The sequence below is a fragment of the Psychrobacillus sp. Z3-81 genome (assembly GCF_056620325.1).
In genome coordinates this window covers 195,406-221,310 of record NZ_JBWQPU010000003.1, presented here as the reverse complement: position 1 = coordinate 221,310, position 25,905 = coordinate 195,406, and the positions used below count along the sequence as shown (strand labels likewise).

The 25,905-nt window shown below is 39.8% G+C and carries 25 protein-coding genes; 3 read left to right on the top strand and 22 right to left on the bottom strand.

The window, feature by feature from the left end; translation table 11 throughout:
• The first annotated feature begins 198 nt into the window (after positions 1-198).
• Both AC1ECF_RS05100 and AC1ECF_RS05095 read left to right on the top strand, forming a co-directional pair.
• Positions 199-423 (top strand): hypothetical protein, encoded by a 225-nt coding sequence (locus AC1ECF_RS05100; RefSeq protein ID WP_480388323.1) that lies wholly within the window; start codon positions 199-201, stop codon positions 421-423.
• Positions 424-673: 250 nt separating this feature from the next.
• Entirely contained in the window at positions 674-1,081 is a 408-nt protein-coding gene (locus AC1ECF_RS05095) for a hypothetical protein (RefSeq protein ID WP_480388322.1), read from the top strand.
• A 38-nt stretch (positions 1,082-1,119) separates the two neighbouring features.
• Here the strand turns inward: AC1ECF_RS05095 and AC1ECF_RS05090 are convergent, their stop codons facing one another.
• The gene (locus AC1ECF_RS05090) at positions 1,120-1,527 is read right to left on the bottom strand and encodes a DUF5412 family protein (protein WP_480388321.1); all 408 of its coding nucleotides are present in this window, start codon (positions 1,525-1,527) and stop codon (positions 1,120-1,122) included.
• A 170-nt stretch (positions 1,528-1,697) separates the two neighbouring features.
• Positions 1,698-2,453, bottom strand: coding sequence for an SDR family NAD(P)-dependent oxidoreductase (locus tag AC1ECF_RS05085; RefSeq protein ID WP_480388320.1), 756 nt, complete (start codon positions 2,451-2,453; stop codon positions 1,698-1,700).
• Positions 2,454-2,831: 378 nt separating this feature from the next.
• Between AC1ECF_RS05085 and AC1ECF_RS05080 the strand changes: the two genes are divergently transcribed.
• On the top strand, positions 2,832-3,251 hold the full coding sequence (locus tag AC1ECF_RS05080) for a hypothetical protein (RefSeq protein WP_480388319.1): 420 nt from the start codon (positions 2,832-2,834) through the stop codon (positions 3,249-3,251).
• Positions 3,252-3,975: 724 nt separating this feature from the next.
• Here the strand turns inward: AC1ECF_RS05080 and AC1ECF_RS05075 are convergent.
• From AC1ECF_RS05075 to AC1ECF_RS04980, 20 genes are all read right to left on the bottom strand, one after another.
• Entirely contained in the window at positions 3,976-4,188 is a 213-nt protein-coding gene (locus AC1ECF_RS05075; RefSeq protein WP_480388318.1) for a hypothetical protein, read from the bottom strand.
• Between the two features lie 911 nt (positions 4,189-5,099).
• Positions 5,100-5,642, bottom strand: a complete 543-nt coding sequence (locus AC1ECF_RS05070; RefSeq protein ID WP_480388317.1) for an NADPH-dependent FMN reductase — start codon at positions 5,640-5,642, stop codon at positions 5,100-5,102.
• A gap of 131 nt (positions 5,643-5,773) precedes the next feature.
• A complete protein-coding gene (locus tag AC1ECF_RS05065; RefSeq protein ID WP_480388316.1) occupies positions 5,774-6,964 on the bottom strand; it encodes an MFS transporter in 1,191 nt (396 codons plus the stop codon).
• Positions 6,965-7,180: 216 nt separating this feature from the next.
• Positions 7,181-7,888 carry an ABC transporter permease gene (locus AC1ECF_RS05060; RefSeq protein WP_480388315.1) on the bottom strand — a complete coding sequence of 236 codons (708 nt, stop codon included), beginning with the start codon at positions 7,886-7,888 and terminating at the stop codon, positions 7,181-7,183.
• Positions 7,885-8,733 carry an ABC transporter ATP-binding protein gene (locus AC1ECF_RS05055; RefSeq protein WP_480388314.1) on the bottom strand — a complete coding sequence of 283 codons (849 nt, stop codon included), beginning with the start codon at positions 8,731-8,733 and terminating at the stop codon, positions 7,885-7,887. Before AC1ECF_RS05055 ends, AC1ECF_RS05060 begins: the two co-directional genes overlap by 4 nt.
• 132 nt (positions 8,734-8,865) lie before the next feature.
• Entirely contained in the window at positions 8,866-9,867 is a 1,002-nt protein-coding gene (locus tag AC1ECF_RS05050) for a LytTR family transcriptional regulator DNA-binding domain-containing protein (protein ID WP_480388313.1), read from the bottom strand.
• A 160-nt stretch (positions 9,868-10,027) separates the two neighbouring features.
• Positions 10,028-12,052, bottom strand: a complete 2,025-nt coding sequence (locus AC1ECF_RS05045; protein WP_480388312.1) for a TRAP transporter permease — start codon at positions 12,050-12,052, stop codon at positions 10,028-10,030.
• A complete protein-coding gene (locus AC1ECF_RS05040) occupies positions 12,042-12,557 on the bottom strand; it encodes a DUF1850 domain-containing protein (protein WP_480388311.1) in 516 nt (171 codons plus the stop codon). Before AC1ECF_RS05040 ends, AC1ECF_RS05045 begins: the two co-directional genes overlap by 11 nt.
• An 81-nt stretch (positions 12,558-12,638) precedes the next feature.
• Entirely contained in the window at positions 12,639-13,619 is a 981-nt protein-coding gene (locus AC1ECF_RS05035) for a TAXI family TRAP transporter solute-binding subunit (RefSeq protein WP_480388310.1), read from the bottom strand.
• A 151-nt stretch (positions 13,620-13,770) separates the two neighbouring features.
• Positions 13,771-14,205 (bottom strand): YlbF/YmcA family competence regulator, encoded by a 435-nt coding sequence (locus AC1ECF_RS05030; protein WP_480388309.1) that lies wholly within the window; start codon positions 14,203-14,205, stop codon positions 13,771-13,773.
• Entirely contained in the window at positions 14,205-15,743 is a 1,539-nt protein-coding gene (gene miaB / locus AC1ECF_RS05025; RefSeq protein WP_480388308.1) for a tRNA (N6-isopentenyl adenosine(37)-C2)-methylthiotransferase MiaB, read from the bottom strand. Before miaB ends, AC1ECF_RS05030 begins: the two co-directional genes overlap by 1 nt.
• A gap of 378 nt (positions 15,744-16,121) precedes the next feature.
• Positions 16,122-16,604 carry a GyrI-like domain-containing protein gene (locus tag AC1ECF_RS05020; RefSeq protein ID WP_480388307.1) on the bottom strand — a complete coding sequence of 161 codons (483 nt, stop codon included), beginning with the start codon at positions 16,602-16,604 and terminating at the stop codon, positions 16,122-16,124.
• A gap of 46 nt (positions 16,605-16,650) precedes the next feature.
• Positions 16,651-16,857 (bottom strand): DUF6199 family natural product biosynthesis protein, encoded by a 207-nt coding sequence (locus AC1ECF_RS05015; protein ID WP_480388306.1) that lies wholly within the window; start codon positions 16,855-16,857, stop codon positions 16,651-16,653.
• 340 nt (positions 16,858-17,197) lie between these two features.
• Positions 17,198-18,064, bottom strand: coding sequence for a 2-oxoacid:ferredoxin oxidoreductase subunit beta (locus AC1ECF_RS05010; RefSeq protein WP_480388305.1), 867 nt, complete (start codon positions 18,062-18,064; stop codon positions 17,198-17,200).
• The gene (locus AC1ECF_RS05005; RefSeq protein WP_480388304.1) at positions 18,051-19,805 is read right to left on the bottom strand and encodes a 2-oxoacid:acceptor oxidoreductase subunit alpha; all 1,755 of its coding nucleotides are present in this window, start codon (positions 19,803-19,805) and stop codon (positions 18,051-18,053) included. The genes AC1ECF_RS05010 and AC1ECF_RS05005 overlap by 14 nt, the downstream gene beginning before the upstream one ends.
• A 227-nt stretch (positions 19,806-20,032) precedes the next feature.
• The gene (locus AC1ECF_RS05000) at positions 20,033-20,299 is read right to left on the bottom strand and encodes a stage V sporulation protein S (protein WP_480388303.1); all 267 of its coding nucleotides are present in this window, start codon (positions 20,297-20,299) and stop codon (positions 20,033-20,035) included.
• Positions 20,300-20,385: 86 nt separating this feature from the next.
• On the bottom strand, positions 20,386-21,183 hold the full coding sequence (locus AC1ECF_RS04995; RefSeq protein ID WP_480388302.1) for a TIGR00282 family metallophosphoesterase: 798 nt from the start codon (positions 21,181-21,183) through the stop codon (positions 20,386-20,388).
• An 88-nt stretch (positions 21,184-21,271) separates the two neighbouring features.
• The gene (rny, locus tag AC1ECF_RS04990) at positions 21,272-22,840 is read right to left on the bottom strand and encodes a ribonuclease Y (protein ID WP_480388301.1); all 1,569 of its coding nucleotides are present in this window, start codon (positions 22,838-22,840) and stop codon (positions 21,272-21,274) included.
• Positions 22,841-23,413: 573 nt separating this feature from the next.
• Positions 23,414-24,475, bottom strand: coding sequence for a recombinase RecA (gene recA, locus AC1ECF_RS04985; RefSeq protein ID WP_480388300.1), 1,062 nt, complete (start codon positions 24,473-24,475; stop codon positions 23,414-23,416).
• A 180-nt stretch (positions 24,476-24,655) separates the two neighbouring features.
• Positions 24,656-25,903: a competence/damage-inducible protein A gene (locus tag AC1ECF_RS04980; protein ID WP_480388299.1), complete on the bottom strand. Its 1,248-nt coding sequence runs from the start codon at positions 25,901-25,903 to the stop codon at positions 24,656-24,658.
• Positions 25,904-25,905: the final 2 nt, after the last annotated feature.

The window sequence follows — 25,905 nt, the reverse complement described above, 5'->3', positions numbered from 1 at the left end:
ATATATTCATCATTTAGTCAGTTTTTCCTTTATGCGAATAAAAAATAGGTGAATGGAAAGGGAACAAGTGAGAAGACTTGAACCTAAACAACTAATAAAATACAGAAAATTTAGTTATTTGAACCTAATCTATGGTTTCTATTCTAAATTTGCGAGAGTTTCATATAATAAATGGATTTCAAAAAAGGAGGAATAGATATGTATGTAGTTCATTTTTATGAAAAAAACACAATAGTATTAACACAGGCATTGAATGCTATCCCAGCAGTAGAGCAGGATTTACGAATCAAAGGACGCAAAGGAAAAGTAGTAAGCATAGAAAATCCTCAAGAAAATACTATTCATGTATTGGTGGAGTTCGAAAAGATCGTCGATAAAAGTACGACTGCCTCCAAGGATTTAGGGAAAAAGAAAAGAAGATAAAGTGAAACTTTGATTGGTGGGGTGTTTCTTTCCCCACCAATCATTAGTTGAACCAATCGGGCTTTTAGGGACAGTTGGGCTCCCACGTAACTGTCTCATATCTTTTGACATCTTGAAGTGGGAGTCTTACTGTCCCTTAATGCGGGATAAAGTGATTGGTTGAGTTTTTGGGATAAGCACTTCCAGAGCAGCGATATTGCTGCTCTTTTTATTTTAAAGTAAAATAGGAAATAAAAGGGAGGTGTGAGGGTTGGGTAAGAAAATACAAATACTTCTATTAGGTATTCTAAGTATCCTGTTACTTTTCAATCTAGCCGTAGATAATGAGGAAATGGTCGTTCGTGAGGAATTGTTACACCTGTCTGAAGTTGATTATTTAGAAGTACAAGGAGTTAATCATTCAATACCCATTAAAATTACTAATCAAGAGGATATTCAAAAGATCCTTCTTTCTCTCGAACAACTTAATGGACCAGCAGAATTAGAATATCCTATTACGGATGAAGCCTTACTGGGAGTTAGCATCGCCTTAAAAGGATATTATCCAACTGAAGCCATTCGAATCTATGAAGATAAAATAAGCTTTCAAGGGCAAGCAAGAAATGCTTCTAGAGAGATTGTGAATGAGTTGGTGAAAATGATGGAAGAATCTTCATAAGCTAGCCCGTTCGCTGAAGGACCTACGTAGGTCTTTTTTTATTTTCCCCCAGCATATTCTATCCGCACACCATTTACGCGTTTATCCTTCTTAAAAATATCTGCAAATTCCTTGTGAACAACCTGAATTTTCTTTTCTCCTATCCATTCCAATGTAAATTCTTTGTCTGTTTGAAATGTGTTTCCGATTTTATTCGGTAATTCTACCCCTCTGTCTAAGATGGAAAGCTGATAGGAGTAGCCTGTTGTTGCCCCACAATCTCGCTGAAAAATATAAGCAACTTTTTCTCCATTATCAGAAGGAATCTCTTGCAACACTTCATTTCCACAGATTTCTCCAAAGACGCTGTCTAACACATATTTGCCTCCTAAAAATAAAACGATTCCAAATAACAAAATAACTCCCACCGTGAAAGAAATGAGTATAGAAATATGTTTTCTTCTCATAGCGATTCCCCCTTTGCAAAAATATGGATACTGGTAAGAACGAATAAAAGGAAGAAGAAGAAGTTGCATCAGCTTTCATTCCCTTTGAGAAATACTCTTCCTTTTAGACGGTTCCAATTGCCAATAAATGAAAAACACCAGAATGGGTTAAAATTCTGGTGTTTTTGTTCTTATCGAAGCATAATTGATCCGCCATCTACCATAATGGTTTGGCCTGTTATGTATTTGGAATCTTCACTTGCTAAAAATACTGCCACTCTGCCAATGTCCTCTTCTACATCACCGAAGCGACCAAGCGGAATTTTGCTGCGGACTGCTTCATAGTATTCCGGCTGAGCCTTAGCCCATGCCTGCACACCTTCTGAATTGGCTATTGGAGAAATAATGTTTACGTTAATACCAAAACGTCCCCACTCATTAGCTGCAACACGAGAAATCCCTCGAATCGCTTCCTTAGCCGCTGCATAAGCTCCCTGCGTTTCATGTCCATTGAGTCCAGCCCCGGAAGCAAAGTTGATGATATTTCCTTTTGTTTCTTTTAAATATGGCAATGCCGCCTGCATTAAATAAAAGGTCGGGTAAAAGCCTGTGCCAAATGACAAATCTAAATCAGCCTGAGTAGTTTCTTCAAGTGTAACCTGTCTGGAAGCATGTGCATTATTTACAAGTACATCGAGCTTGCCATATTTTTCAATGACTTTCGTGATAATAGAAGGAAGACTGTCACGATCCATTAAATCTGCTTTTATAAACGAGGATTTGGGGGAAATTTCTTGTAGAATCTTTTCGCTGGCCTTCCCTGCCTCTTCATTGACATCAACAATAGCCAGTATTGCCCCTTCCTTCGCCATCGTTTTAGCCATACCAAGGCCGATACCACCTGCTCCACCAGTAATAATAACTACCTTATCTTGTAGCTTCGCCATATTATTGCCTCCTTGTGTTGCTAACTATTATGATGCTAACCTCTCACCTGTTAAGTGGCGAGGTTGAACCACTTTATTTAGCTAAACGTATTGTTCTAATCATGGTGCAATTTTATCATCAATACGTCATTTTTACTAATCTTTTGATTGATACGTATGGTTAAAAACCCTTCATAATTGGATAATATCGATTATCTTTACGTTTGATTATTTCCGTTACGTTCACATCTTTATATGATATAGATGGATACTTCTTACTCCTATTTCTTTAAACAGGTAAAATGGAAATATAGATGTACCTATATCGAACTTATGCTAACAATATGCTAGGATGTTTTGGAGAAGTTATGCTATATTCAATGTGTCAGGAGTGAGTGAATGAAAAAAATTTTAACAATTATCACTATAGTTCTTGTTATACTCGGAGCTGCCGGCTATGCTGTGTGGCATTTTGGGACAAATATCGCCTCCGAAAAAATAATTGAAAAAGTGGAATCTACTTTAAATGAGGAAAATCTAGAAGAAGTAAAAACCTATATCGCGAACGATCCAAAGGTTCAAGAAATTGTAAGCGATGCAGCAACTATAAATCCGGATACTCTTCCCTTCCAAACTAAGGAGGAAGCGACTCGTGTATTAATTAAAAAAGTGGGCGTTAATCGTTTAATTAATATTCAGGAACAAGTTCAGAACGGTTCAATTAGTAAGGATGAAGTATTATCTGAAATTGAAGGTAAGCTGTCTGAAGATGAGATTTCTGCTTTAAAATATGTTTTATATAAGGAATTGAATAATTAAAACTAACCCTTTGTAAAGCTAAACCTAAAAAAACTGAGAGGCTAAGATTTTCAACATGCATTGGCGAGTTTACTTATATAGAATCGATTCCCATTTAGCGGAGTCGATTCCTTTTTTATTATCATTCTTCTAGAGTTACTCCTTGACCTATGATTTTGATACCCATTTTTTATTTATTAACTTCCCTATCAAAAGTATCATAACTAAAGCCATTAAACATATCCCAAGATAAAACAAGCTTGTGCCTAAGGGATAGTTTAATGCAAATTCTTTTTGTAGTTGCAATACCTGTGATCTACTTAAAAGGTCCATATCTGGTATAGGGAAAAGAATCGTTTGTAGTAGGTATCCAATTACTATTAAACAAAATGATAAAAAACCTATAATAAATAGTGTTATGCTATGGAACAAATATTTCATATTATCACCTCAACCTTTACCATTTCGTGTATGGGAATGATATTCAAGATGACGACCTCATCATTGAAAAAGCACCCCCTAGTCAAGGAAGGTACCAGTGGTGGAAATCGTTATTCAGCTAAAGTCTACTGGTATGAAAAAAAAGCTTATTGTCCATTGACTTTATACCACTTTAAATCGCTTTACTCCAAAGGGGAGGGATCATCTTAAAAGCTCTGTTTGTTTTTACCATTTTTCCTCTCCCTACTAATCGTATGTTAACGTCTGTCTGTTCGATTCTAACCTCCATTTTGAGGTCTCCCCTTTACAAGTTCTTTTCGTTATTTGGTGTCTCTTCATACTCCACGTAATGCTTTGTATCGTGTATAGGAATATCTTGTTTTAGATCAATTACTCTTCCGAATGTTATATCATCATCAGGTGTATATCTATTTGAAGGCAATGCCTCATTTTTTATCACTCGGTAAAAAATAAAGCCTATGACAGCGATAATAAAAAAAGTAAATATAAATGCCATGTGTTCGATTACCCCCTTTATAATAGTTTATTCTATTTGGAGCCAGAATTTTCCTTCTTTGGGTGGTAGGAAGTTTAAATAAGCTTAGATATCATGAATCAACTATTTAGGGAAGGGCATGGCCTATGTCCGCTTGAGATCGATGTTGGCCTTATTCTCATTCGTGGGGTGGTTACTCTCGTTCGTCTGGGGTTTATTCTCACACATGGGGATTTTACTCTCGGATAGGGCACCTTTATTCTCACTCAGACGCTTTACTCTCGGTTACTTGGAGCTTACTCTCGTCCGCCGATGATTTACTCTCATTTAAAATGGTGGGAGGGCATGGCCTATGTCCGCTTGACCATCGAGGTCGCCCTTATTCTCGTTCGCGGGGTAGTTACTCTCGTTCGTCAGGGGTTTATTCTTACTCGTTAATGATTTATTCTTGGATAGACCCCCTTTATTCTCATTCGATCGGTTTACTCTCGGTCCAGCGGGGATTATTCTCGGTCGCTGATGATTTACTCTCATTCAAATTGGAGGGAGAGCATGGCCTATGTCCGCTTAACATCGAGGTTGGCCTTATTCTCGTTCGTGGGGTGGTTATTATCGTTCGTCTAGGGTTTATTCTCACTCAGGGATGATTTACTCTCATCCAAATTGGGGAAGGGCATGGCCTATGTCCGCTTGCCTTCGAGGTTGACCTTATTCTCATTCGTAGGGTAGTTACTCTCGTTCGTCAGGGGTTTATTCTCACTCATAGATGATTTACTCGCAGATAGACCACCTTTATTCTCACTCAGCTGGTTTATTCTCGTTCAACCGGATTTTATTCTCGGTCGTCGGTGATTTACTCTCATTCAAATCAAGCCATCACATTAAAAAAGCCAGCAAATTTACTGCTACGTAAATTTCACTGGCTTTCATTTTTATTTAACTAATGTTAATGTCTTTTCAATCAACGTTTTTAAGAGCTCATCATTTCGTTCGTCCAACACTAGTACACCATTCTCATCGATCATTTGGTTGATGCCACTTACGAGCACTCTTGGCTGTGAAACGAATAACACACCTAAGTTGGCCATGATTTCTCTTAGATGGAGCTGTGCCGTAAGCGTTCCAGACATGCCTGGCGTTCCACCGATGACCATTCCGACTTTGCCATTGAAGGAATTTTTCATATCTAAAGCTGGTCTTGAAGCCCAATCAATCGCATTTTTTAATACTCCAGGAATGGAGCCGTTATAGTTAGGAGTTGCAAATACAATGACATCTGCCGACTCAATTTGGCGCTTGAATGCTAAGACGCTTGCTGGTACGTCCTTTTCTAGCTCTTGGTTGAATAATGGTACTCCTCTGTAATTTGCCAGTTCAAATGTTACTCCTTCAGGTAAATTTGCTCCAACTAGCTTCAACAACTTTGTATTAAATGAATCCTTCCGTAAGCTGCCACTTATTCCTAAAACCTTCATATTCAATAACCTCTTTCTATATAATCTGCCTCTTTATTATTTTAGTGTAATAACTAGAATTTAACCTCGGTAAAAAGGATGAAATGTTGTTTTCGTAAGAAAAGCGTATTCAACTGAATACGCCCTCTCTTTTATATAGACCATAGTCTCCTATGTCTCGCCACCAGAAAGCCGACAATTAATAGCAAGATTCCAGAGACGATAAATACAGAACGTACACCTAATAAATCAGCTAGCATCCCCACTCCTAAAGCAGAGATACCGAAAATTCCCGTTGTAACTGCACCTAAACTCGTATAGACAGTGACTAATTTATCCTTTGATACAGCGCGTTGGATAATCGTCTGCTGAGGAATATTTTTTAGCTGTCCAAATAGACCGATTCCTAATGACAGAATGAGAGCAGTCCAAGGGTTGTAAACCATTCCAAATATGATTGTTAGCACTCCTGCTGCAAGCGCACCTAACCCCATAAAATAAAATTTGTTTCGATCGACAAAAGTGGCAAACCTCATGCAAAGGATGCTTCCGAGTAAAAAGCCAACAAAGAAAGCACCGTTTAGATACCCCCACCACTGCTCTGTTTGACTGATTGCCTGCTCCACATAAATATATAGGATGGCGGCAATCCATGCGACACTTGCAATTGTCTCTATTAAATCCATCCATACAATCTTTCGTAAGACAACCGTTTCACGAACTACTCTCCACCCTGCTGTCAGCTGTTGCCAAAACCCTTCTTCCTCTTCCTCCGTCTTGACCACTTTTGGAAGCTTAAGCCAAAGAACGAATGCGAGAATATAAAGCACACTAACCGTCCATAGCACACCGGCTGGACCAATCATTAGTAACAGCATGCCCCCTAAAAACCAGGAGCCAATTTGGATTAGCTGATTAAGCGTCTCCACCAGACTATTTGCTTTCAGGAGCTTTGTCTCCTCCACCAGCTGTGGCAAATACGAGTGGATGATAGGATTGGCGCAACCATCTAGGAAGGCGACAAGACTAATAATCACAAACACTACCACATAGTTCTCGCTGTCTAAATAGAAGTAGCAGAACAGGCCTAGTAGCAACATAAGCAACGTTTTGCTAGCCTGTGACACGACAAGAATCCTCTTCACTTGAAATTTCGCAACCACGAGTGGTGTTAATAGACTGGAAATAAATAAGGATGTCGTGATGACAACAGGTACCAATGTAGTCACAAAGGCAGAATTTGAAATCGTATACAGGAGAGAAATCACTCCAACGATATATAGAACATCTCCTAAATTGGCTAGGCTTTGCCCGATTAATAGACGGTTCAATTGTTTATTCATTTTATTATCCCCCAATATTATTTAACTTTGGATAGTTAAATAGGGGATCAAATTGGATAAGTCATTTTATATTATCCCCCAATAATATTACTGTTGGTAAAATCGGGGGATCTTAAATTGGACAGTTCATAAAGGAACTCCTTTTCTGAAGCAACGAAAATAAAATCCACGGGGGATCCTGGATTTTATTTCCCAAGCAATATTTGTATTTATAGCTTAATCTACCATTCTTTTCTTGTAAATAATGGTTGTTAAAATAATTGCTAGTACTGCCCAAATGCTGATGATTCCTAAGTTGGAAAGGATATCTACGAAGCCAGCTCCCGCTTCTATGCTTTCTGCTAAGTAGATCAGCTGTAGGTTTGGCATATAATCCGCTAGCTGAAGTACAGGATATTTATCGGCAAAGGCCGTAAGGAAAGATCCCATTGTGAAAATACCCACAACTGGTAGAACAAGCACGGATGCTTCCATAACCGACTTTGCAATCAACCCTAAAAGGGTACCTACTGCGATGTAAAAAATAGTTGAAACAATAACTCCAGCTCCAAATGCAACTAAATTCTTTGGAGTATACTCAGCTACAAATATACTAGCACTAATAACCAAAATCGTTAATACAAAGGACAGAAGGCTTTTTCCTCCCAGAATATCAAACGTACTTGCCGGGGATAGCATCAATCCACGTAATGTGTTCTTTTCCTTTTCTTCAGCAATTAAACAGCATTGGACATAGGTAGCAACAAAAGCGAAGGTCATATTAATATATAAGAAATGCATTTGAAGGTTCTCCGTTCCCATTCGCCCATAGATTGCTGCAATAATGATTGGCAGAAAAACAACTACGCTTACTGCCATGTTTCTAAAAAAGTCTTTGTAATCCTTCATAAAAATTGCGCTTAATCGTTTCCATGAAAATGTCATTGTAATTCTCCTCCTGTCACTTTTACAAAAATATCACCTAAGGTTGGCTCGTTCGAATGAATCGTCACTACTCTATTTTCTTTCATTAAACGGTATACTTCCTCTGCTCCATCGTCATTCTTTGAAAGCGTGATGGTTTCATTTGTATCTAACTCAATCGTCACACTGTTATCTGCAAACTTTTTCTTTAGCTCGCTCGGCTTATCCAGCAATTGAATCTTCCCTTTATGTAGGAAAGCCACTCGATCACAAAGCGTATCCGCTTCATTCATATCATGCGTTGTCAAAAAGATGGTAGTCCCTTTTTTATTTAAGGCACGAAGTCCTTCATATATATGAAGCGTGTTCACAGGGTCTAGTGCCGATGTTGGTTCATCTAAGAACAGCAGCTCAGGCTCATGTAGGATTGCACGGGCTAATATCACCCTTTGTGTCATCCCTTTGGAGAGCATACTCACCTTCTTTTTCTTTTCCTCCGTTAAGTTCACAAAAGAAAGCGCCTCTTCTATTCTAGATAGTGGAAGATCATACAGCTCACAGTAAAGCTTTAAGTTTTCATAGATTGTCAGCCTTCCATATAAGCCGCTGTTATCTGTCAGAACACCGAAACGTTTTCGTGCACTTGGTGTTTTTAATTCTGCAACTGGAGTTCCAAATACCTTTGCATCTCCTCCGGTTGGATCGAGCTGACCAGTTAAAATTTTAATAGTAGTTGTTTTACCAGATCCACTTGGGCCTAAAAATCCAAAAATCTCACCCTTCTTTACTTGAAAGTTTACATCCTCCACTGCCTTATAATTGGAGAAGTATTTTGCCAAGTCCTTCACTTCAATCACGTTTTCCATTTTTGTTCCCTCCATGTTTAGATGTCGTATGTACATCCTTAGATTACGAGGAAATGAGCATGTCTGCCTTATATTTTCTGTGAAAGGAGCTATTTTTAGGGTGAATGAGCGTATTTTTAGGGTGAATGGAGCTTATTTGAGACCCAACATTCCCTTTAGTTCCGCCATTTTGGTCTTTGAAAGTGGAATCGAGGATTTTCCGATGTCTTCTAAAACCAAACTATAGCTATTTCTTGTCCAGGTGATAACCTCTCTCACTTTTTGTAGATTTACAATGTAGGATCGATGACAGCGGAAAAATCCGAAAGCCATTAATCGCTCCTCTAATTCATTTAACGTAAAGGTACAAGGAAAGCTTTCTCCTCGAATATGTAAATAGGTTTGTCCTTCTGTACTTTCTATGTAGTCAATCTCCGGCGGATCAAAGAGGACAATTTTTTCATTGACCTTGGTAGGAATTTTTTCAAACCGAATTGGTTGAACGATTGGTGCTTCCTCTTCTATTTGAATTTCCTGTGCCTCTTTCTCCTCTGCATCCTCCAACTGCACATTATGTAAACCATTTTCGTCCAGCCTGTATACTTCATCCGAATAAGAGATAGCCTGTTCAATCCCACTTGTCAGGATGAGCACGGGTTTATGTAAGTTTCTCAGTTCATTCATCCAGGTAATAAATAAGCGTTTGGATTCTAAATCTAAATTTTGATCGGGCTCTTCGAGGATATATACATCTGCATCCTGAAGAAAGAGATTCGCAAATCGCACTCTTTTTCTTTCTGAAAAGCTCAATTCTCTCAGTTTTTTTCGTTGAAAGTCATCAATCTGAAGCAAACGCATTGCATGTTCTACAGGAACGGACGAATTATAGATAGAACTTGTAAAGGCTAATGATTCTTTCACGGATAATCGTTCATAATAACCTTCCTCTAAAAACAAAAAGCCTGCCCTCTCACTTATGATAATCTCTCCTTTCGAAAGCTTACCTTTCCCTAATAAAATCTTAAGTAGCTGCTCCCGAATATTCAAGCTAGAGGAAATCGTCACCACTTTCCCCGGGGCTACCTTTAATTCGATAGCAGGGAATAAAAGGACATCATGCAACTGCTTTTCTGCTTGTATAAATTGAATAGACATGGTGTAACCTCACTTTTCTATTCATCAATATCTAAGAATAAAATCTCCCTTATTTGTGATGAACAGTATTTTTTTTACATTCATTATATTATTATACCAATTTATAATAGTATGAATAGTAAAAAAATCACGAGACCTACGAATAGGCTCGTGATTAACGCTACGCTGTAATAGCAGCTGCTTTGTTTCCTTTATTCTTCGTTAAAATCTGGATTACTACTAGCACGATAAATATAACTAAGCCAATCATGTCTGAATATCCTTCTGGATAAATCAATAATAGACCAGCAGCTAGGGCCACAATTCTTTCATACCAGGCAACTTTTCGATACCAATACCCGATGACTCCTGCTCCAATTGCTATCATTCCCGTAATTGCTGTAAACACAACCCAAAGTATCTGAGGAATAGTGGTATCAATCATTAATAGCTCTGGAGAGAAAATAATCATATATGGGATAATGAAAGCTGCAATTGCTAGCTTAGCAGAATTTACTCCCGTTTTTATCGGGTCTCCACCTGAAATACCAGAAGCAGCAAATGCTGCGAGAGCAACCGGTGGTGTGATATCCGCAATAATTCCGAAATAGAATACAAATAAATGTGCAGATAAGGCGATAACTACAGGTACTTCTGCTCCTGCTGGCATATCTAGCATTAATAAGGTAATGATTGCCGGTGCAGCAATGGTAGAAGTAATTACATAGTTAGCTGTCGTTGGCGATCCCATACCTAGAACAATGGAAGCAATCATCGTAAAGAATAAGGTAAGTAGGATACTTCCTCCAGAAGCAGAGATTAATCCATTTGCAAGACTTAACCCTAATCCTGTTTTTACTACCACCCCTACAATAATCCCTGCCGCCGCAGTAGCCGCTGCTACTCCTAGTGCAGTTCTAGCTCCATCTGCTAACGCTTCAATGATATCTCGTAAGCTTAATCGAGTTTCCTTGTTAAATGCGCTTACAACAATAGCAGCAACGATACCCCATAAGGCAGCTTGTATTGCCGGCACTCCAGTAAACATCAACACGATGATCACTATGATTGGGAGTAATAAGTAAATCTTCTTAAATACTTCTTTTTTGTTCGGAATCTCTTCAGGTGGGAGACCACTCAAGCCAACGCGCTTTGCTTCAAAGTGAGTCATGATCCAAATTCCAGAGAAATAAAGGATTGCCGGTATGGCAGCAGCCTTGGCAATTTCCCAATAAGAAATACCTCCAATAAACTCTACCATTAAGAATGCAGCTGCCCCCATGATTGGTGGCATCAACTGACCTCCTGTGGAAGCTGCAGCCTCAACTCCACCTGCAAATTCCTTTCGATAACCAAGTTTTTTCATCATTGGAATCGTATAAGAACCAGAAGTAACAACGTTCGCTACGGAGCTACCTGAGATAGTCCCTTGAAGCGCACTAGAAAAGATTGCAACTTTCGCTGGTCCCCCAGTTAATCTCCCAGCCAATGCTACAGCTAAGTCATTAAAATATTGACCCACACCTGTTTTTACAAGGAATGCTCCAAATAGTAGGAATGCAAAAATGTAAGTGGCAGAAACACTAATCGGTGTACCTAAAATACCGTCCGTTGTAAAGAACATTAGTTGAATAAGACTTTCTAAATCCTGCCCTCTATGAGCAAGGAATCCTGGGAAATATTGTCCAAAAAATGCATAAGCCAAAAACGCAATGGCGATAATGGTAATTGGTAGTCCAACAGCCCTTCTAGCTGCCTCTAGTACAAGTAGAACGGCGATTATACCTACTATTAAATCTAGTGTGGTTACTGCACCGAGACGAGTAACTAGCTGATCAATATTTAATGGCCAATATAATCCAACACCAATAGCTAGTAGAGAAAGTATATAATCATAAAACGGGATTTTTCTCTTTTTCTCCCCTTTAGCCTTCTTACTAACAGGAAATAATAAGAAAATGATGGATAATGCAAAGCCTAAATGGATCGAACGTTGAATATAGGCAGTAAATTGACCATCAATAGCTGTATAAAGCTGGAAAACAGAAAACGCAATGAGTGCAAAAAATATAACCTTTTTTGTGATACCTTGAACATTTCTAGTATTGGATTCGGGATCGTATTTTTGAAGAAGCTCAAGCTGTTCCTCTTCCGATAACTGTTGAAACGTTTCTTCCTTCTCATGGGACTTGGAATTATTCGTCATCCATCTTAACTCCTCTCAATTGCTGGTAAACTGACATTTTCTTCACTTGAAATTGATAAGATTTACCCTTGGTAAGTTGCTTCTTTAAGTCTATTTCCTTCTTGTCATAAATGAAAACCAAATCTGTATCAATCGTTGAAATAAATATTGTAAAACTAGGCAGGAAGTAATTGTCATGTCTTAATACATATTTTCCATCCTCTATTTCAAACGTCTGTCCTTCCTCTGCATAGCCCGGCATACCAATGGCTAAATCCTCATACTCCATGGAGACTAGCTGAATATGATTGTCCTCACTAGCTTGATATGTTTCTAAAACGTCAGTTTTATGTATGGAATGTGTGTATCTAATTTGGAATTCGTTTGATTGAAAAGGTATATAATGCACCGTAGGATGGTCAGTTCGAGTTTCAGTAAAAACAAAGGAATTTTTATAGGGTACAAAAAGAAGTGATAATAAAAGACATACTAACAATACAAGCAGTATTTTTTTGAGGATACGCATCGTCCATCCTCCATTTCATTCAAAAGAAAAGGGACTTGAAGCTTACGCATCATGCCCCTTTCATTTCGGGAAAAATATCTATTATTTATTTACTTCATCGAAGTATTTTTGAGCACCTGGATGCACCTTGATACTAATACCTTCTAAGCCCGTTTCTGCTTTAATTAGTTTTGCTTTCGCATGCTGAATGCTGCCAGCGTTTTCATAAATAGCCTTCGTCATTTCATAAACTAGGTCTTCTGGAAGTTCGTCACTTACAGCAAGCATTGCAAGAACAGAAACTGTTGGTACATCTTCTGTTAAGCCGTAAGTGCCAGCCGGTACCGTGTCTTTTGCATAGTACGGATATTTTTCAATTAATTCATCCGCTTTACTATCTTCTACTGGTACAATTACAACATTTGCTACAGCGTTTAATGCCTCAACTGCTCCTGTAGGAGTACCAGCTGTAATAAATGCTGCATCAATTTGACCTGATTGAATACCATCAGTAGATTCACCAAAGTCTAAGTTTTGTGCTTCAATATCGTCTTCAATAGATATTCCATGAATTTCTAATAGTTGTTCAGCATTCGCATAAGTACCTGAACCAGGAGCCCCTACGGATACCTTTTTACCCTTTAAATCTTCAAAGGATTCGATTCCTGAACCTTCAGTTGTTACCAGTTGAACTGTTTCTGGATAAAGTGCACCTAATGCAGAGATATTGTCTACCTTGTTCCCTTCAAACATTAACTGCCCCTCAGTAGCGTAATATGCAATATCCGTCTGAACGAATGCGATTTCCCCGTCTTTTCCTTCTTGAAGTGCAGTTACATTCGCTGCAGATGCTTGTGAAACGGTTGCAGTTGTGTCAATACCTGTTTCTTTCTCAATTAAATCTGCAAATGTACCACCAAGAGAATAATAAGTCCCTTGCGTACCGCCCGTTAAAATACTTAGAAATTTAATATCTTCTTTCGTCTTTTCTCCGGAACCGCTTTCATCCGATCCACAAGCTGTAAGAATAAATAATACCAATACACTTAGAACGGATAACCATTTTAATTGTCTCTTTTTCAAATAAATTCCTCCCCTTTATATTAGTAAAATACTAATCTTCTCAATTTTAACACAACGTTTTCTCTCTTTGTCAACCAATTGCCTTTATTCTGCAATTTTTCCGCAAAAAAATACACATTTAACTAAATCTAGTCAAATGTGTATGAATTCATTAAGAACAGCTATCTCCAGCTGAATTTCTTACTTTCGAGCCTGTTTCTCCTCTTAGTAAATCTCCACCTGTGTCTTTAATAATATGATTGGTCACGTTATTGGAGATGGAGTTTGCCACCATCTGAAGTAGGCTGTTTACATCACCCTGAGATTGCTTGAACTCTTGAACAACTGGAAGACCGTCAATCTCTTCTTCGATTGCTTCAATTTTTCCTTCAATCATTTTTAACGCCTTTTCTTTTCCAAGATGCTGGAAGTTTACTGCCTGCTTTTGCAAGCTCTTTAGGCTAGCAATTTTTTCACGGACAAATTGGTTTTCGTTTATTTGTGCTTCTGCACGCTTGAAGAAGTCCACCTCTTCTGTGTGTGCAATCATATAAGCAATCTCTCTTGCTTTTTCTAGTATCTCGTCTTTTGTATATTTGGTTGTCATTACATTCCCACCTCTTGACCGATAGATGCTTCTACTAGCTCACCTGTCAGTGACCATGTTTTGGCTTCGGTAATTTTTACTTGCACTAGCTTGCCAATAATATCTTTCGGTCCAACAAAATTCACGAGCTTACTCTTACGAGTGTATCCCGCTAGTACGTTCGGGTTATTTTTACTTTCACCCTCCACAAGTACTTCTACAATTTGTCCTTCATGCTTCTTCATTGCTTCCGCAGACATCTCGTTTACTAAAGCATTTAAGCGCTGCAGGCGTTCCTTTTTCACTTCCATTGGAATATTATCCTTCATTTTTGCAGCAGGCGTTCCTTCACGTGGTGAGTAGATGTACGTGTAGGCAATTTCAAAGCCTACTTCCTTGTAAAGGGATAACGTTTCCTCAAACTGCTCATCTGTTTCATTCGGGAAGCCTACAATAATGTCTGTAGATAGAGAAGCGTTTGGAATTGCAGCTTTAATCTTTCGTACTAGCTCCAGGAACTGCTCCCTTGTATATTTACGAGCCATGATTTTTAGAATATCGGATGATCCTGATTGAACCGGTAAATGTATATGCTCTACCAGGTTACCGCCTTTTGCGAGTACTTCGATTAAATGATCATCAAAGTCTCTTGGATGACTTGTCATAAAACGAATTCTTGCTACATCGATTTTACGTAGCTCGTCCATTAAATCACCGAAACGGAAATCGATATCCTCAAAGTCTTTTCCATACGCATTAACATTTTGTCCTAGCAACGTGATTTCCTGATAGCCTTGAGCAGCAAGCTGACGTACCTCTTGAATGATATCCTCTGGACGACGGCTACGCTCTTTCCCACGTGTATACGGAACGATACAATACGTACAGAACTTGTCACAGCCATACATGATGTTTACCCAAGCTTTAATAGCCCCTTTACGAACTCTTGGAAGGTTTTCAATTACATCCCCTTCCTTCGACCAAACCTCCACGACCATTTCCTTCGATAGGTAAGCCTCTTTTAGGATGTTCGGTAGGCGGTGGATGTTATGAGTTCCGAAAATCATATCCACTTGGTTGTAGGTTTTTAATATTTTATTAACAACAGATTCTTCTTGTGACATACAGCCACAAACCCCGATTAGAAGGTCTGGATTTTCACGACGCAGATGCTTCAAATGACCAAGCTCTCCAAACACTTTGTTCTCCGCATTTTCACGAATTGCACAGGTGTTTAAAAGGATTACGTTGGCATCTTCTACTTTGTCCGTCGGTTCATAGCCTAGCTGCATGAAAATCCCCGCCATGACTTCCGTGTCATGCTCATTCATTTGACAACCATACGTACGAATTAAAAACTTTCGATTTTGCCCCATTCCTTTAAACTCATCCGAAATGGAAAAATCTTTATGGTAAGCAACTGCCTCTTTCCCTCGCTTTTTTGCATCCTTTAAGGAAGGAGGAGTGTAGACAGATTGAAAATATTTGCTATAATCTTTCTCCTCTTTTTTGACAGGAGATTTGATTTGAGTACTTTGTAAACGTGATTCCTCGTTCATAAAAACTCCCCTTTCTATGTTACCGATACTACGCACATCCATCCTATTATACTGAATTGCATAGGACTGTCACAAGGTTTTCAGCTTAAATTTAAATATTTGCACAAATAATGAGGTTTTTTCCATTAGAAAGCGGGGAAAGAAGATGGGTTGGAGAGGAAAAATGACTCCTTAATTGGAGTAAAAATGGTCCACTGGTTACACAGTCTTGACTTTCGCTAGTAAACTGGCTGGAACCGCACGTAACCTTGGGGCGAGCGCTAGTAAGCCTTTTACTACCGCAAGTAACTGAATTCTAAGTGCAAGTATCCTTTCGGAGACCGCACGTATTGGAAACAGCCTGGAAATGCAACTCATTTTTGCAAGCAAAAATGCCTCCTATTCGGAGACATTTTCAATAGGAATGAGAATTTCGACTGTTTCATCAGATGGATTTTCTTGTAGATAAAAAATCTCTATCGGCATGGTTGCCTGCAAATGATTCACCTTTAGATTCTGATCTTCTATCCACTGATAAAGCCTCCCATATGCTTCGCCAATTGTTGCAGCCGTACATTGAATGCTCGCATAAGTCATCTTAGGTAAGGTGAAGCCAATCATGTCGTTTGGCACCTGTGATAAATCATGCACTTCTACACAAGCAAAATAAGTAGCAACGATATCATTGCACATATACGGACTGAATAGTACGGAAGTGCTTATTGCATTGGGAATACTACTCATCTGCTTCTCGAATGCCTGCTGAACGGTAATTGAGGCAGTTGGAAAGTCAGCTGCAAAATTAGCGGTAACCGATGTGCCAACAAGATGAAAGCTTTTTGTTACAGTAGTACATTGGAACATTGCTAGCTGTTCTGTCAAAACGGTCTTCCTCCCTTTCATTCATTTATAAATCTCTATGTTATTCTCACGTTGCAGGAACAAAGTAACTAAGAATATAGCAAGCCCCAACTATCAGTAGAAAGTAACCTAACACTCGATTTATCCCTAAGGCGACGTCACTTGTCTCAGCATTAGAAAATTGCCAGCCTGTTGAAAGAAACCAAATAAATGCAGGAAATTTAACATTTATTAGTCCTGCTAAAAGACACATAATCCCTATAAATATAGACATATTTTCTCCTTGAAGTTATACCATAAAATTTGTTTATACTTGAAAACTTATGTAAAGGGCTTTCAAAAATATTACCCATTTACTATACTATAAAATTGTATTTATTACCATATCAGTAATTTTACTGTAGTTTATTTAGTAGATAAAACTTCTGCAGAACGTGGATAAGAAATGATCCGCCAGATACCAGCTATTGACTTTCGCAAGTAGACCAGTTGGAACCGCACGTATTGGTAGTACCCTGGAAATACAGCCCTTACTAAGAAGCGATGATACCATACAAAAAAGACTGAAGACATCTCTACATTATGCAGAGCTTGTCTTCAGTCCATGTTTTATTTTACATAAATTCTTTCATTAAAATATCAAATTGTTCTTCCGAGATTTTAATATCTTGATCTACAAGTGGCGTTGGTGCATAGCCTGGTACCTGCTCTTGGTAAGAAGGAGCGTTTTCATCTTGATAGATAATCCCTGTTACTAGGCCTTCCTTCTCCATTACTACACGCATTGCTTCCTCGCGATTCGTATTGTCGTAGCCTTCGATATCGGATAGCTTTGTTAAATGCTCTTTGAACCAGTCGTAGGTATTTACTTTGTTATACGTTACACATGGGCTAAACACGTTGATGAAAGAGAAGCCTTTGTGCTTGATGCCTGCTTCGATGATCGCTGTAAGCTCCTTGATATCTGTGGAGAAGCCTTGCGCTACGAAGGTTGCACCTGAAGTAAGTGCCAACTCTAACGGCTTTAAGGATGGCTCAATTGCTCCACCTGGAGTCGACTTCGTTTTGAAGCCTTCTGCAGAGCGTGGAGAAGTTTGCCCTTTCGTTAAGCCATAGATTTGGTTGTCCATCACGACATATGTTAGGTCGATGTTTCGACGGATCGAATGAATTGTATGTGCAAGCCCGATGGCAAAGCCGTCTCCGTCTCCACCAGAAGCGATGACGTGAAGGTCTTTATTGGCCATCTTCAAGCCTTGTGCGATCGGCAATGCACGTCCATGGATACCATGGAAGCCATATGAATGGATGTATCCAGAAATACGACCAGAACAGCCGATACCAGAGATCACTGCAAGCTCATGCGGCTCGATTCCTACATTGGCAGCTGCACGTTGAATGGCTGCTTGTACGGAGAAGTCACCGCATCCTGGACACCAGTTAGGTTTGACGTTATTTCGAAAATCTTTAAATGTTGCCATCTGTCAGCAACTCCTTTACTTGGTTTGCCAGCTGAATTGGTAAGAATGGCGTACCATCGTATTTTAGAACGCTTAGGATTTTTTGATGTCCTCCTACGTTCATTTTCAAAATGTTTGCAAGCTGACCTGTTGCGTTATTTTCCACCACGAGTACCTTTTTTGCATTGGCAACTAGTGGCTGCATTTCCTCCACTGGAAATGGGTGAATTAGGCGAACATGTGCATGATTCACTTTTACTCCCTGCTCGTTCAGCATTTGCTGTAATTCCTCTAATACCCCTCTTGTGGAGTTGAAGCCGACTAATAGGATGTCAGCCTCCTCGTGAGGTGCGTTCACATAAACTGGCTCTTCAAAATTCACGTAATTTAATTTACGGAAACGCTTGTCCATTTGTGCTTTACGATTAGTCGCTGCCTCTGAAGGCTTACCAGTTTCGTCATGCTCCACCCCTGTTACATGGTGAATGGCATTCTTCATACCTGGAAGAACTCGAGGAGAAACTCCGCTTTCTGTTACCTCGTAGCGCTTAAAGTACCCTTTGTCCTCTACTTCCGGAAGCTCTTCATTTATCACAAGCTGACCGCGACGGATTTCTATCTTGGAATAATCAAAAGGCTCCACTGTTTGCTTTCCTAATGAAAGCTGCAGGTCAGATAAAATGATTACCGGCAACTGAAGCTCCTCCGCGATATTAAAGGCTTGGATTGTGTCATAGAAAGCTTCCTCTCCAGTACTTGGAGCAATTACTACCTTTGGAATTTCCCCATGTGTACCGTAAATCATCTGCATTAAATCGGATTGCTCTTGCTTTGTCGGCAATCCAGTGGATGGACCTCCACGCTGTGTATCGATAATGACAAGCGGCTGCTCCGTCATACCGGAAAGACCGATTGCTTCCATCATCAATGAAAGCCCTGGACCTGCAGATGCAGTGAATGCACGTACTCCACCATAGTTAGAGCCGATTGCCATTGTTGCTGCTGCAATCTCATCCTCTGTCTGGATTACAGCTCCCCCAACTAGTGGAAGCTTTTTAATCATGTACTCCATGATTTCCGATGCCGGTGTAATCGGGTATGCAGCCATAAAACGTGAACCCGCAGCAAGTGCACCTAGTGCAATCGCGTCGTTTCCGATCATGAATAAGCGTCTCTTGCCGTCTGCAGGAGCTAGCTCCCACTCCCCTTGGCGGCCGCCAAGCTGAGTTGCCATAATTTCAAAGCCCTTTAGAATGGCCTGCATATTTTTTTCTACTACCTCTTGTCCCTTTTTACCAAAGATTTCATCCACCACGTCTTGGAATACCTCTTTGTTTAGGTTTATTAAAGCAGCTGTTGCACCAATAGCCACCATGTTTTTCATGAGGGATGTGCCTAGCTCAGCTGCTATTTCAGTAAACGGTATTGCATATAAAGGTGCAACACAGTCCTCTGGTGCAACTGGATTAAATTTCGCATCCGCTAGGATGATACTGCTTTCTGTAAGCTCTTTATAGTTTACGTCAATCGTTTCCTGATCGAACGCTACAAGTATATCTAAGTTATCTGGAATGATTCGAACTTGGGTCGGTCTTACACATATTTTATTGTTTGTGTGGCCACCCTTTATTCGAGAAGAAAAATGTCGATAGCCGTAAAGGTAATAACCAAGGCGGTTCATCGCCATTGAAAAAATTTCCCCTGTACTTTCAATTCCTTCTCCTTGCTGCCCTCCTACTTTCCAAGAAAGCTGTTGCAACATATAAACATCTCCTTACCTTCTGGTTAAATGCTTTTTCCCTTCATAAGTTTATCACGAAGTGGTGGGATTCACTATGTATTCCCTATATATTTCTAGAAAATCAGACCTTTGACGGAAACCTGGCGTCACAATTCCTTCAGAATTCGACACAACAAGAAGTCGCTACTAGTGTTAGTAGCGACTTAAGAGCTTATTCATAGTAATAAAACCCTGGTCAGATTTCTAGTTTATTTTGTTTTCTTTTCTACTAAAAGCTTTAAAGCCGTTCTATCTTCACCAGAGATAATAATATCGGTGAATGCTGGAGAGCATGTTAAGTCTGTACCACTAGGTGCGACAAAGCCTCTTGCAATCGCAATTGCTTTAATCGCCTGATTTAAAGCACCAGCTCCTACTGCCTGCATTTCTGCATATCCTTGATCTCTGATTACTGCTACTAGTGCACCCGCAACGGAATTGGGGTTTGAACGAGAAGATACTTTTAAAGAATCCACTATCATTTCTCCTTTTATCGCTATATTTATGAACTTGCATTTGTTCATAACCTAACTTATGCAGGAGAACCATTATTTAGACTTTTCTATCCCTGAAACGGATAATCTTCATTAATATAAATACGCTCTTGGTGAATAGCCTTGCCTGTTTGATTGTCCACCTCTACGAAGAAGCCGCTAAGGACCTCTCTCCCACTCTTCGGAACCTCAAAGCGTGTTGGCATATTCGTTTGAAAGCGATAGAGGACATCCTCTTTTTTCATTCCTAGGACGCCATCATATGGACCTGTCATCCCTACATCTGTGATATAAGCCGTTCCCTTTGGAAGGATACGAGAATCAGCAGTCTGCACATGTGTATGTGTCCCTACAACGACCGATACTTCCCCATCTAAGTGCCAGCCAAAGGCAATTTTTTCACTGGTCGCTTCCGCGTGAAAATCAACGAAAATGATAGGAGACACCTTCTTCGCTTCCTCTACAAGCTCTGTAGCCTTTTGAAAAGGATCATCAAAGGGAGGTAGAAAGGTTCTACCATGCATATTGATGACAGAAATCGTATGACCATTTTTGGTGATAGTGGTCATTCCTTTTCCGGGTGCTTCTGGAGAGAAGTTGGCTGGTCGGATTAAATAATCCGTATCATCAATAAAGTCCATGATTTCTTTTTGGTCCCATGTATGATTTCCCATTGTTACGACATCCACTCCCATGTGAAGCAGAGAGTTGAAGATATTTTTGGTAATCCCACGACCCGCAGCTGCATTTTCTCCATTTGCAATCACTACATCTGGCTGGTACTTTCTTTTCAGTCTTGGCAAGTAGCTCTCTAGCGTATCTCTCCCGATCGAGCCTACTATGTCACCAATAAATAATATTTTCATGTTTTCAAACGCCCTTTCACAAAAAAAAGGCTTCTTTTACGAAGCCATTCAATCAAAACAGATTGTATAAATGAGTAATTATTTTTTATTATTTTGCGTATTCTACCGCTCTAGTTTCTCTGATTACTGTAACCTTGATGTGACCTGGATAATCGAGCTCTTCTTCGATACGCTTACGGATATCTCTTGCCAAACGATGGGCTGTTAAATCATCAATTTGGTCTGGACGTACCATAATACGAATCTCTCTACCAGCTTGAATAGCGAAGGATTTTTCTACTCCATCATAGGATTCTGAAATTTCCTCTAGCTTTTCCAAACGACGAATATAGTTCTCCAGTGTTTCACTTCTTGCTCCCGGTCTTGCTGCTGATAATGCATCAGCTGCTGCAACTAATACGGCAATAACAGAGGTAGCCTCTGTATCTCCGTGGTGGGAGGCAATACTATTAATAACCACTGGATGTTCTTTATACTTTGTAGCAAGCTCTACACCAATTTCCACGTGGCTTCCTTCTACTTCATGGTCTATTGCTTTCCCAATATCATGAAGTAAGCCAGCTCGTCTTGCAAGTGTTACATCCTCTCCTAACTCAGCAGCTAGCAGTCCTGCTAAATATGCTACCTCGGTAGAATGCTTTAATACGTTTTGTCCATAGCTTGTACGATAGCGTAGACGTCCTAGAATTTTAATGAGGTCTGGATGTAAATTGTGAATACCGATGTCAAACGTCGTTTGCTCACCGATTTCACGGATTTGCTCATCCACTTCTCTTCTAGACTTTTCAACCATTTCTTCGATACGTGCAGGGTGAATACGTCCGTCCTGTACTAATTTTTCCAGTGCCAGGCGGGCAGTTTCTCTCCTGATTGGATCAAATCCTGATAGAATAACAGCTTCCGGTGTGTCATCAATGATTAAATCAATACCAGTCAATGTTTCTAGCGTACGAATATTACGTCCCTCACGGCCGATAATTCGTCCCTTCATCTCATCGTTTGGTAAGTTAACAACAGAAACGGTTGTCTCTGCCACATGATCCGCTGCAAAGCGTTGTAATGCAAGTGACAGAATTTCTCTAGCTTTCTTATCAGCTTCTTCTTTTGCTCTTGTTTCGGATTCCTTCGTCATCACAGCAATGTCTGTTGCAAGTTCATTTTCCACCTCTTGAAGAATGATGTTTCTTGCCTCTTCACGAGTAAGTGTGGAAATACGTTGAAGCTCGCTCTGCTGCTTGCCAAGTAATTCGTCCACTTCGCTTTCCTTCTGTTCGATATGCTGTTGTCTTTGCGTTAGAGCATCATCTTTACGCTCAAGGCTTATTTCTCTCTTGTTTAGAGCATCATCCTTACGATCAAGATTCTCTTCTCTTTGTAATAACCGATTTTCCTGTTTTTGCAGTTCCATACGGCGTTCACGGATGTCAGATTCAGCTTCCATTCGTAATTGGTGAGTTTCATCTTTGGCTTCTAATAGTGCTTCTTTTTTCAATGCCTCTGCTTCACGCTTTGCGTCTTCCAAGATAAGTGCAGAGGTTTGTTTTGCACCAGTCACTTTTGAATCGTTCACTTTTTTCAGATATAAATAACCAACAAAAGAACCAACAACGGCACCGACAAGAAGTCCAAGCAAAGCGGGAATGATAATATCAGTCATTCGAACACCCCCTATTGCTATTTAAGTTTCAGTCGGTACATACATGCAATGCTAATGCATTTTTGTACAGCGTTTTATTCATTCAATAAAAGAAATTATACAATTTTAATTGTATAGATGTAGAAATACTCTGTCAAGGAATCGAGAAGAATATTCTTTCCGACAATAAAAGATTTATACTCCGTAATTTCCTGCTAGATAAGGTATCTATAGCTATTCTATCAAATTAGGAAAAGAAAAAGGTCTCCCAAAATATGAGAGACCTTCCTGTTATTCGGTTCTTCCCTATAAGATATGGTTGATCTCCGTTTTGGCTGGACGCTTTCCTGGGGGCGCGGCTCCAACTAAATTGTTTCGGATGCTTCCGAAACAATTGGATTTTCCGCACGCGCTTTATCCCCTAGGAGTCGCCAGCCGACACTTCAATCAACTTTTTCTTTTATAAGTCATCCCTAACTTATGGTGAAGAACCCGTTTATACAGATTTTTACCATACAACGGAAATTGAATTCCGTTCTAGTCTTTCACCTTTCGTACCAATATCCTACTAAACTTCATAATCGAAGCAAACTATTATTTATCATCAAGAAGTAGCTCAAATTCCTCTTCGTCTTCCTCTTCGTGTGCAGCAATTGTAAAGGAACCAGCTGCCATTCCAAGAGATTCACGAATTTTAGTTGCAATTTCGTTCTTAATAGATGGATTTTCTTTTAAGAACTGCTTCGCGTTTTCACGTCCTTGACCAATACGCTCTTCATTATACGCATACCAAGAACCGCTTTTTTGGATAATATCAAAATCAGAGGCCATATCGACGATTTCGCCCTCTTGTGAGATACCTTCTCCGTACATAATATCCACTTCTGCTGTCTTGAATGGCGGAGCAACCTTGTTTTTCACAATCTTGATCTTTGTTTTGTTACCAATAATGTCTGTACCTTGCTTAATAGCTTCCGCACGTCTTACCTCTAGTCGAACAGAGCTATAGAACTTTAGGGCACGACCTCCTGGTGTAACCTCAGGGTTTCCGAACATTACCCCTACCTTTTCACGAATTTGGTTGATAAAGATAGCAATTGTATTAGATTTATGGATGACACCTGAAAGCTTACGTAGCGCCTGAGACATCAAACGTGCTTGAAGCCCGATATGAGAGTCTCCCATTTCTCCTTCAATTTCTGCTTTTGGTACTAACGCTGCTACTGAGTCAATAACGATAATCTCAACAGCACCACTACGAACAAGCGCTTCAGCAATCTCAAGGGCTTGCTCTCCTGTATCTGGTTGAGATAAAAGTAATTCGTCAATATTTACACCTAATTTTTGTGCATAGACAGGGTCAAGCGCATGCTCTGCATCGATAAATGCAGCTTGTCCGCCTGTTTTTTGTATCTCGGCTATTGCATGAAGTGCTACCGTTGTTTTACCTGAGCTTTCAGGACCATATATTTCAATAATACGACCACGTGGATAGCCGCCTATACCTAGTGCTGCATCTAACGCAAGAGAACCACTGGAGGAAGTGGAGATTTCACGATCTGTTTTTTCTCCAAGCTTCATAACAGAACCTTTCCCAAACTGTTTCTCTATTTGTTTTAAAGCCATTTCTAACGCTGCTTTGCGATCATTAGCCAAATGTATTTCCTCCTAGAAACTATCATTTTTTTTACTAACTTTAGTATACTCGGTTTCTGAGAAATATTCAAGAAAAAAGCGAACGTTTATTCGTTTATTTTTCTCGACAATACTATTGTGTGTGCAAAAAACGACCCAAAATGGAATTCTGAGCCGTTTTTCGTTAAAAAATAACTTTTGTCATAATCCTTCTTCACGCAATAGCCTAATGAGGTATTGTATGGTGAATTTTACTGTTCTCAGCCTGTTTGTATTGCGCATTCCCGAAAGGTTAAGCTTATAGGATAGTAGCTTTTCTTTGAACGCTATCCCTATCCACACGGTTCCTGCCGGCTGGTCACCATGGCCATCTGGTCCAGCAGCACCGGTTATCCCGACACCGATATCTGTCTTAAATACTTCTTTTACGCAAGAAGCCATTTCCTCCGCAACCTCGCTGGAAACGACACTAAACTGTTCAATTGTTTCTGCCTTGACACCAAGCTGGTTTATTTTTACTTCTTCTGTATAAGTAATCATCCCACCGCTTAAGGCTACTCCCATTCCAGGAACGGAAGCAAGCTCCGATTGGAAAAGACCAGCCGTCATGCTTTCGGCAGCGGAAATAGTTAATTCATTTTCAATTAACAAATCTCTTAGCTTAGAAGCCAAGGACTCGTTATTGTAGCCATATACATATTTTCCTACTCTGTTGAGGATTTCTCCTTGAAGCTGCTCAATCAGCTTCCATGCTTCCTCCTCCGAGCGGCTTTTCGCTGTCAGTCGGAGCGTCACCTCACCGTCGGATGCCAGTGGAGCAATGGTAGGATTCGTTTGATTGTCCAATAAATCCTGAACCTTCGTTTCAAGTTCCGCTTCTCCAATTCCATAGAATCGCATCACGTGTGATAAAATAATCGTCTCTTCATCACCTAGAAGCTTTGGTAATAATGGTTTTGCCTCAAATTGAAACATTGGTTCTAGTTCACTAGGAGGTCCAGGAAGCAAGAGGTATGTATGAGAATCGGTAGAAACTAGCATACCAGGTGCCATCCCATGCTTATTCTCCAGTACTGTCGAGCCTTCAAATACAAGAGCCTGTTTCTTGTTGTTCTCGGTCATCTCTCGGCCAGCACGCTTAAAAAAATCTTCGATATAACGAATGGCGTTTTGGTCGAGCACCAGCTCCCTGTTCAAGTGCTTTGCAATGGTTTCTTTCGTTAAATCGTCCTTTGTGGGACCTAAACCACCTGAAAAAATTAACAGATCTGCACGATCCTCTGCGATTTTAATCGCCTCTAATAAACGCTGAGGATTATCTCCAACAGCAGTGTGATAGAAAACATCGATACCTAACTCTGCTAAATGCGAGGAGATGAAGCGCGCATTTGTGTTTGCGATTTGCCCGAGTAACAGTTCCGAGCCAACTGCCAGTATTTCTGCTTTCATTA

What these genes read in the sequence shown, in the direction of transcription:
- AC1ECF_RS05075 (WP_480388318.1), bottom strand. Translation starts at nt 4,188, where the DNA reads ATGGCATTTATATTTACTTTTTTTATTATCGCTGTCATAGGCTTTATT.
- AC1ECF_RS05090 (WP_480388321.1), bottom strand. Translation starts at nt 1,527, where the DNA reads ATGAGAAGAAAACATATTTCTATACTCATTTCTTTCACGGTGGGAGTT.
- AC1ECF_RS05070 (WP_480388317.1), bottom strand. Translation starts at nt 5,642, where the DNA reads ATGAAGGTTTTAGGAATAAGTGGCAGCTTACGGAAGGATTCATTTAAT.
- AC1ECF_RS05045 (WP_480388312.1), bottom strand. Translation starts at nt 12,052, where the DNA reads ATGACGAATAATTCCAAGTCCCATGAGAAGGAAGAAACGTTTCAACAG.
- AC1ECF_RS05080 (WP_480388319.1), top strand. Translation starts at nt 2,832, where the DNA reads ATGAAAAAAATTTTAACAATTATCACTATAGTTCTTGTTATACTCGGA.
- AC1ECF_RS05055 (WP_480388314.1), bottom strand. Translation starts at nt 8,733, where the DNA reads ATGGAAAACGTGATTGAAGTGAAGGACTTGGCAAAATACTTCTCCAAT.
- AC1ECF_RS05060 (WP_480388315.1), bottom strand. Translation starts at nt 7,888, where the DNA reads ATGACATTTTCATGGAAACGATTAAGCGCAATTTTTATGAAGGATTAC.
- AC1ECF_RS05015 (WP_480388306.1), bottom strand. Translation starts at nt 16,857, where the DNA reads ATGTCTATATTTATAGGGATTATGTGTCTTTTAGCAGGACTAATAAAT.
- AC1ECF_RS05030 (WP_480388309.1), bottom strand. Translation starts at nt 14,205, where the DNA reads ATGACAACCAAATATACAAAAGACGAGATACTAGAAAAAGCAAGAGAG.
- rny (WP_480388301.1), bottom strand. Translation starts at nt 22,840, where the DNA reads ATGACTGATATTATCATTCCCGCTTTGCTTGGACTTCTTGTCGGTGCC.
- AC1ECF_RS05065 (WP_480388316.1), bottom strand. Translation starts at nt 6,964, where the DNA reads ATGAATAAACAATTGAACCGTCTATTAATCGGGCAAAGCCTAGCCAAT.
- AC1ECF_RS05085 (WP_480388320.1), bottom strand. Translation starts at nt 2,453, where the DNA reads ATGGCGAAGCTACAAGATAAGGTAGTTATTATTACTGGTGGAGCAGGT.
- miaB (WP_480388308.1), bottom strand. Translation starts at nt 15,743, where the DNA reads ATGAACGAGGAATCACGTTTACAAAGTACTCAAATCAAATCTCCTGTC.
- AC1ECF_RS05050 (WP_480388313.1), bottom strand. Translation starts at nt 9,867, where the DNA reads ATGTCTATTCAATTTATACAAGCAGAAAAGCAGTTGCATGATGTCCTT.
- AC1ECF_RS05010 (WP_480388305.1), bottom strand. Translation starts at nt 18,064, where the DNA reads ATGGCAACATTTAAAGATTTTCGAAATAACGTCAAACCTAACTGGTGT.
- AC1ECF_RS05005 (WP_480388304.1), bottom strand. Translation starts at nt 19,805, where the DNA reads ATGTTGCAACAGCTTTCTTGGAAAGTAGGAGGGCAGCAAGGAGAAGGA.
- AC1ECF_RS05040 (WP_480388311.1), bottom strand. Translation starts at nt 12,557, where the DNA reads ATGCGTATCCTCAAAAAAATACTGCTTGTATTGTTAGTATGTCTTTTA.
- AC1ECF_RS04995 (WP_480388302.1), bottom strand. Translation starts at nt 21,183, where the DNA reads ATGAAAATATTATTTATTGGTGACATAGTAGGCTCGATCGGGAGAGAT.
- AC1ECF_RS05100 (WP_480388323.1), top strand. Translation starts at nt 199, where the DNA reads ATGTATGTAGTTCATTTTTATGAAAAAAACACAATAGTATTAACACAG.
- AC1ECF_RS04980 (WP_480388299.1), bottom strand. Translation starts at nt 25,903, where the DNA reads ATGAAAGCAGAAATACTGGCAGTTGGCTCGGAACTGTTACTCGGGCAA.